Annotated in this window: 10 protein-coding genes; 9 read left to right on the forward strand and 1 reads right to left on the reverse strand. The window is 42.0% G+C overall.

What is annotated here, in order from left to right; all coding sequences use genetic code 11:
* The first annotated feature begins 65 nt into the window (after positions 1 to 65).
* From DSBG_RS17650 to DSBG_RS17675, 6 genes are all read left to right on the forward strand, one after another.
* The gene (locus DSBG_RS17650) at positions 66 to 344 is read left to right on the forward strand and encodes a metal-sensitive transcriptional regulator (protein WP_009623892.1); all 279 of its coding nucleotides are present in this window, start codon (positions 66 to 68) and stop codon (positions 342 to 344) included.
* Positions 345 to 615: 271 nt separating this feature from the next.
* Positions 616 to 978, forward strand: a complete 363-nt coding sequence (locus DSBG_RS17655; RefSeq protein WP_083236947.1) for a MarR family winged helix-turn-helix transcriptional regulator — start codon at positions 616 to 618, stop codon at positions 976 to 978.
* A 166-nt stretch (positions 979 to 1,144) separates the two neighbouring features.
* The gene (locus tag DSBG_RS17660) at positions 1,145 to 1,510 is read left to right on the forward strand and encodes a hypothetical protein (RefSeq protein ID WP_068965711.1); all 366 of its coding nucleotides are present in this window, start codon (positions 1,145 to 1,147) and stop codon (positions 1,508 to 1,510) included.
* A 255-nt stretch (positions 1,511 to 1,765) separates the two neighbouring features.
* Positions 1,766 to 2,254 carry a DUF134 domain-containing protein gene (locus DSBG_RS17665; protein WP_068965712.1) on the forward strand — a complete coding sequence of 163 codons (489 nt, stop codon included), beginning with the start codon at positions 1,766 to 1,768 and terminating at the stop codon, positions 2,252 to 2,254.
* A 70-nt stretch (positions 2,255 to 2,324) separates the two neighbouring features.
* Positions 2,325 to 2,696, forward strand: a complete 372-nt coding sequence (locus DSBG_RS17670) for a NifB/NifX family molybdenum-iron cluster-binding protein (protein ID WP_068965713.1) — start codon at positions 2,325 to 2,327, stop codon at positions 2,694 to 2,696.
* Positions 2,697 to 2,805: 109 nt separating this feature from the next.
* Positions 2,806 to 3,660, forward strand: a complete 855-nt coding sequence (locus DSBG_RS17675; RefSeq protein WP_068965715.1) for an Mrp/NBP35 family ATP-binding protein — start codon at positions 2,806 to 2,808, stop codon at positions 3,658 to 3,660.
* Positions 3,661 to 3,755: 95 nt separating this feature from the next.
* Here the strand turns inward: DSBG_RS17675 and DSBG_RS17680 are convergent, their stop codons facing one another.
* Complete coding sequence (locus tag DSBG_RS17680; RefSeq protein WP_068965717.1) at positions 3,756 to 4,226, reverse strand: HAD family hydrolase; 471 nt, start codon at positions 4,224 to 4,226, stop codon at positions 3,756 to 3,758.
* 339 nt (positions 4,227 to 4,565) lie between these two features.
* Here DSBG_RS17680 and DSBG_RS17685 point away from each other — a divergent pair, with 339 nt between their 5' ends.
* From DSBG_RS17685 to DSBG_RS17695, 3 genes are all read left to right on the forward strand, one after another.
* Complete coding sequence (locus DSBG_RS17685; RefSeq protein WP_068965719.1) at positions 4,566 to 4,982, forward strand: MerR family transcriptional regulator; 417 nt, start codon at positions 4,566 to 4,568, stop codon at positions 4,980 to 4,982.
* 86 nt (positions 4,983 to 5,068) lie between these two features.
* Positions 5,069 to 5,440 (forward strand): NifB/NifX family molybdenum-iron cluster-binding protein, encoded by a 372-nt coding sequence (locus DSBG_RS17690; protein ID WP_068965721.1) that lies wholly within the window; start codon positions 5,069 to 5,071, stop codon positions 5,438 to 5,440.
* Positions 5,441 to 5,482: 42 nt separating this feature from the next.
* Positions 5,483 to 6,130 (forward strand): 4Fe-4S binding protein (locus DSBG_RS17695; protein ID WP_068965723.1); only part of this gene is annotated, 648 nt, incomplete at its 3' end.

Consider the following 6,130-nt stretch of genomic DNA (forward strand, 5'->3'; position numbering starts at 1 on the left):
AATTTGAGTACCCTCGTTGGGTATATGCGATGGTTTTAATCATGATGAGATGGGAGATAACCCTTGTGAAAGATGTCGACCCAGCTGAAACAAAGAAGATAATGACAAGACTTAAAACCGTGCGTGGCCATATTGCAGGGGTTGAACGCATGATGGAGGAAGAAAAGAGCTGTGAGGAAATATTATTGCAGCTTGTCGCTATCCGTTCAGCTGTGCATAAAGTATCTGTTCTTGTCGCTCAACGTTATGCAAATGGCTGTTTAATTGAGGCGATTGACCAAGGCGAGGAACGTCAAGAAGTATTGAACAAAGCGATTGAAACACTCATGAAACTGAATCAATAAATTAGGTCTTTTTAGCCGGAATCCTCTATAGGGGGATGACGGCTATTTTTATTAGGTAGAAAAATATAACGAATTGTTTAACAACCTTTGATTTGGGAAAATTCAAATAATTGTGTTGACTTTTTCTGTCAATGCAATTATATTGTTAATATATTAACAATTAGGGGGTTCGAAGATTAAAGAAAGTCAAGGCGCATCCGATGGTTACCTTGCAAGCCAAGCGATATATGAACTGGCGCTACTCCATAGTACTCTGGAGGATGTCTTTGAGGTGCACTTTTCCCGGTTTGGGCTTTCTTGGGTAAAGTTCAACGCCTTAATTCATCTGTATATGACAGGTGATCGTGGACTAATCCAGTCAGAACTAGGCAATAAAATGCTGGTTTCCAGAGCTAACATCACTGGTCTAATAGGGCGTTTGGAAAAAGAAGACCTGGTGGTTCGCAAAAATGACCCTTCCGATAAAAGAGTATTTCGAGTCTGCCTCACTAATAAGGCCTGTGCATTGATTCAATCCTTCCTTCCCGTACACAACAGTTACATGCAAAAAATCATGTCCACTCTCGACATTCATGAAAAGGAAGTACTGATTTCTTTGGTAAGAAAACTTAACAAGGGATTGAATTTAATATAACGTAAGACGACTCATATAGTAGTAGCGGATAAATTTGGGCGGACACCTATCACATGATCGTAAGTGATAGAAAAAGAGGTGATAAGAAGATTTGTGTTAAGTAGTTGGACCCATTTTTCCAAGTTGCCAAGAAACTAGTCTATAATACTTTGGAGGAGGCTGGCATATGAATTGCGAAAGATGTCAAGAACATATCCCTGAAGGAGAAAGTTATGACCATAGAGGCAAAACGCTTTGTGAGGACTGCTATATAGGAGCGATGCAACCCCCTAAAACATGCGATGTAGCAGCAGTACATTCTGCAAAAGCTCATAGAGAATCTTTAGGTTTAAAAGGAACAGAAGGCCTTACTGATTTACAAAAGAAACTTTATACTTATATCCAAGACAATGGTAAAGCTACAAAGCAGGAACTTGCAGACTACTTTAAATTACCAGCTTGGGAATTGGAAAACCAATTTGCTACCCTACGCCACTGTGAATTGGTCAAAGGTCAGAAAATTGGAAACGAAATATATTTAGTGTGTTTTTAATCATGAAATATCAGCTACGTTCAGCAATGCCGAATCATTAATCAGTTATTAAGGGCCTTGTTTCACACTTAAGATTAAGTGAGCGGCGCTGATGAATCTTTTTATAAAGTTCAAAGCTCTATCCACAACTGGATAGGGCTTTATATATTAAACAGAAAGCATAACTTATCGTTCCATGCTTTCTGTTTAAACTTGCTTTTCTGGACAACGTTGGATATAATTTAAATGAGCATATGCTCAGAAGGGGCTGATGCAATGTCAAGGCGGCGTTGTTGTGGTCTAATTGATGATACAATAGTCTGCCAAACCTTTATTCCACTGGGACAGTCACGTTGGCCTGAAATATTAATTCAGCTTGAGGAATTAGAGGCGATCCGTCTTAAAGACAAAGTGGGTTTAGATCAAGTTGAGTGTGCAGCATCCATGGGAGTTTCAAGAGCAACATTTCAGCGAATTCTAGGGGCAGCTAGGTCGAAAATTGCCACAGCGTTAGTCGAAGGCAGGCCGATTATAATACGAGGTGGTAACTATGTCATAAAAAATAGGGTGTTTGAGTGCGTCGATTGCGGACTAATGTGGGAGGTTGAACCGTGTGCTGCTGGAGGTAAATACGGATACGAGATAGCTTGTCCAAAGTGTGGAAGTATGAATAAGATGAGACTGGACAACGGGCTTAAGCATACTTGTAGTAGCAGTCATCATAGAAACCTAGGTCAGAGCAGTTGTTGCGGAGGGAACTCTTAAATTCACTTATTTTAAGGCGGATATCAGGAGCCAAAAGGCTCTCGAGATAAAATTGGAGGGTGGTTCAATTATGGCTAAAAAAATTGCAATTCCTACTAATGGTGAGGTCGTAGATGCCCATTTTGGACGGGCTGCAGGATTCACAGTGTTTGAAATTGAAGGTAACCAAGTTCGCAAGGTAGAATTGTTGAGTGCAACAGGACTTCAACATCAGCATGAAGGACTTGCGAGTATGTTTAAACGCAATGGCGTTGAGGTGCTCATCTGCGGCGGTATCGGAGGAGGCATGATAAATGGTCTTCATGCGGTAGGGCTTTCTGTAGTCACTGGGGCTTCAGGTAATGTGGTGGATGTGGCTCAAGCGTATGCCCAAGGAAATCTCGTGAGTACCGGGTCTGTCTGCCAAGAACATGAACACCACGATCATGGGCATCAGCATTAAGTAGCGACCCAAGAAGGACAAACTTGACAAACAAGAATCAGGAGAGTAACATAAATTTTGGTTATTATTCATTAGGGAAAAAGGGTTGTTTAGAAAGGGAGGCAGTACCGTGAGCGAGGCGTGTAATAGTTGTTCTGCAGCAGGAACATGTACTACTGAAAGTTGTTCTACTGAGCCTAAATTGACAGATGCTCAAAAAGCAAGCCATATTGACAAAGTAATTGCTGTTATGAGTGGTAAAGGAGGAGTCGGTAAGTCCTCTGTTACCAGCATGTTAGCTGTAAGCTTGATGCGCCAAGGGTATAAAGTTGGAATTTTAGACGCTGACATAACCGGTCCAAGTATTCCTAAAATTTTTGGAGTGACGGGAAGAGCGGGTGTCAGTAAAACTGGAATCCTTGCTTCGAAAAGCCGTGATGGCATTAAAGTAATGTCTCTGAATCTTATGATAGAAACAGAAGACGACCCTGTAATATTGCGCGGACCACTTATTACGCAAATCGTCAATCAGTTTTATACAGAGGTAATTTGGGGCGATTTAGATTATCTATTGATCGATATGCCGCCGGGGACAGGGGACGTACCGATCACGGTATTCCAATCGTTACCCATTAATGGAGTCGTTATGGTGACGAGTCCGCAAGCTTTAGCGAATATGGTTGTACGGAAAGCGATTAAAATGGTGCGAAACTATGAACCTCCAATTTACGGGATGATTGAAAATATGGCGTATGTTGAATGTCCAGATTGTAAAAAGAGGATAGAAATTTTCGGGAGACCAAAAGGAGAGGAAGAATCAAAGCGTAATTCTATTCCTTTCCTGGGAGAACTTCCGATTGACCCGGCCTTAGCTGAATTATCGGATGCTGGTAAAGTTGAAGATTATCAGTCCCCAGCCTTTGATCAAATCGCGAAACGTTTAGCTGAACAGATTAGAACGAACATCGGTAAGAATCTAGCCTAATTAATAAAGTGAGGCCAGGAGTTGCTCTTTGCATATATTCCTGGCCCTTATTTTATTTACAATCATGTAGCTATGGGATAACTTTGTCGAATTCTTTAACGTCTTAAAGTCGCTTTAAGACGTTGGGTTTCTATGAGCAAGCCGAAGGCGTCCTCAATTCTATTCACAACCAAATCAGCTGACAGGAGAGTTTGGATTGAGGCCCCCTCAAGCCCGATGACGGCGATGCCCAAATGCGCTCGTTCTAGCATCAGCTGGTCGTTAGCGCCGTTTCCGATAGCGATAATTTCCTGGTTATTAAACTGCAATAAATAGTCTGCTTTCTCGGTGGTATGGTCTAAACTCTCCAACACCTTTACCTCAACAGGCAATCCTTTACATTGACGTGCCACTGTACCGTAGGTATCCGCGGTGAGAATGTGGATCTCAACAAATGATGACAACTGAAGGAGATTCTCTTTAACGGATTCAAACATTTCTCCGTCTAAGGCTAACGTCCCGTTATAATCTAAGACCAATACTTTTAAGGTCATAGTCCCTTTGCCTGGAATAGTCACTTGAATCATAAACGATACCACCTTTTTTCATTAACCGAAAAATGGTTGCTGAGGTACTGTCCGAGTAGGGGATTCGGTCGAAGTAAAAAAACAACCTTGAAATGAACATCAAAGCAATAGATGGAGACCCAACTGGCAAGTCAGCAAGTTATATTGATTATACATGAATGATTCACCACAACCAAGCAGATAAGGGGAAGGTGCCAGATTCCTGTCGGAAAATGTTTTCAAACATCAATAAAATAATTGAAATATACTAAATGGTAATATATAATAAATTACATATTAATCTTGCAAGAGAGAGTAAGCACATATCCTAGATAAATAAATAGTTTGGATGGTAAAACTATGTTTGATGAAGACCAAGGACTATATACAATTGGTACTGTTGCGGAGTTGCTACAAGAACATCCTGAGACACTTAGGGTCTGGGAGCGAAATGACCTAATACGTCCTGACCGGAAAGGGTATCAACGGAGATATTCAAGCAATGATGTTAGAAGACTAAAATTTATCAAATATCTTATGAATGAAAAGGGTTTGAACATCGCTGGTGTAAAGCACTTGACTTCCATGTATTTCTGCTGGTATAAGCAAAATTGCAAGGGGGGTGCCACTCAAAACAGTCCTGTTCCAGTCAATGAATCTAAAGCTTGCTGGAAGATTGAAGGGACTTATTGTCTCGTAGCAAGTGATAAGGCAGAAATGTGCAATTCCTGTGCCATGTTAAGGAGTTGCAGTGGTTGTAGTGGTTGCAATACATAAAAAATTTTTGCTTAAAACATCAATAAAATAATTGAGCAAAATTAAATTATATTACCTACTTTGCTTTAAAGAAAGGATGAACTAGGATGCGTATAGCAATTTCAACAGGGGGATGTGGTCTCGACAAGTTTGTTGACGACCGATTTGGACGCTGCCCGTATTTTGTTTTTTGTGATTCTGAAGATCCACAGAGCACGGCGGAGTATAAAGACAATCCGGCGTTATCAGGGACCGGTGGGGCGGGTATCGCTGCTGCAGAATATATGGCTAAGGAAAAGGTAGAGGTTTTAATTACGGGTAGTTTAGGTCCTAATGCCCTGCGGGTGATCAACGGAGCGAATATACCAGCCTACACTGCAAGCGAAGACATGACACTTAGCGAGGCCATTTTGGCTTGGAAAGAGGGGCGCCTGACTCAGATCACTGAAGCTGGAGCAGCGCACGCCGGAGAACGTTAGAGGGAATGGTCTGAGAATGGCCTTGTCTAGGGAGGAATATGAATGAGGTTAGCCGTGCTTAGTGGTAAAGGGGGAACCGGCAAAACAACTGTAGCAGTGAATTTGGCTCTAAGTTGGGCTCCTTATCGAAAAACAACTTATGTTGATTACGACGTGGAAGAACCGAATGGTTTCATATTTTTGCGTCCGCAAATACGAGACACCTCACCAGTCTTTTTACCGTATCCAGAAATCAATAAAGCGTGCACTTTTTGTGGAAAGTGCAGCGAGGCTTGCCAATATCATGCATTAGCTGTCGTCGGAGGAAAAGTTTTGGTTTTTCCAGAACTTTGTCACGGCTGTGGAACCTGCGGCATCGTTTGTCCTGTTGGGGCGGTGGATGAAGTGGAACGACCACTTGGGAGAATTGACGAGGGAGAACGAGACGGTCTGCTATGCTTACAAGGTGTTCTAAAAGAAGGTGAATCCCTCGCTGGCCCAGTGATTAGAGAGTTGCATCGCAGGGAGAAGGAACATTCTTCAAGTTTGGAGGAGATAATCGTAGCCGATTGTCCTCCTGGGAGTTCTTGCAGTGTGATCCATTCCGTTGAAGGAAGCGACTTAGCAATTTTGGTTACGGAGCCCACTCTCTTCGGTCTGCATGATTTAAAGATTGCTGTTGGACTCATGCGTGAAATGGGTTTGGATTTT

The organism is Desulfosporosinus cupriresistens (genome assembly GCF_001707885.1).
Classification (GTDB): domain Bacteria; phylum Bacillota; class Desulfitobacteriia; order Desulfitobacteriales; family Desulfitobacteriaceae; genus Desulfosporosinus.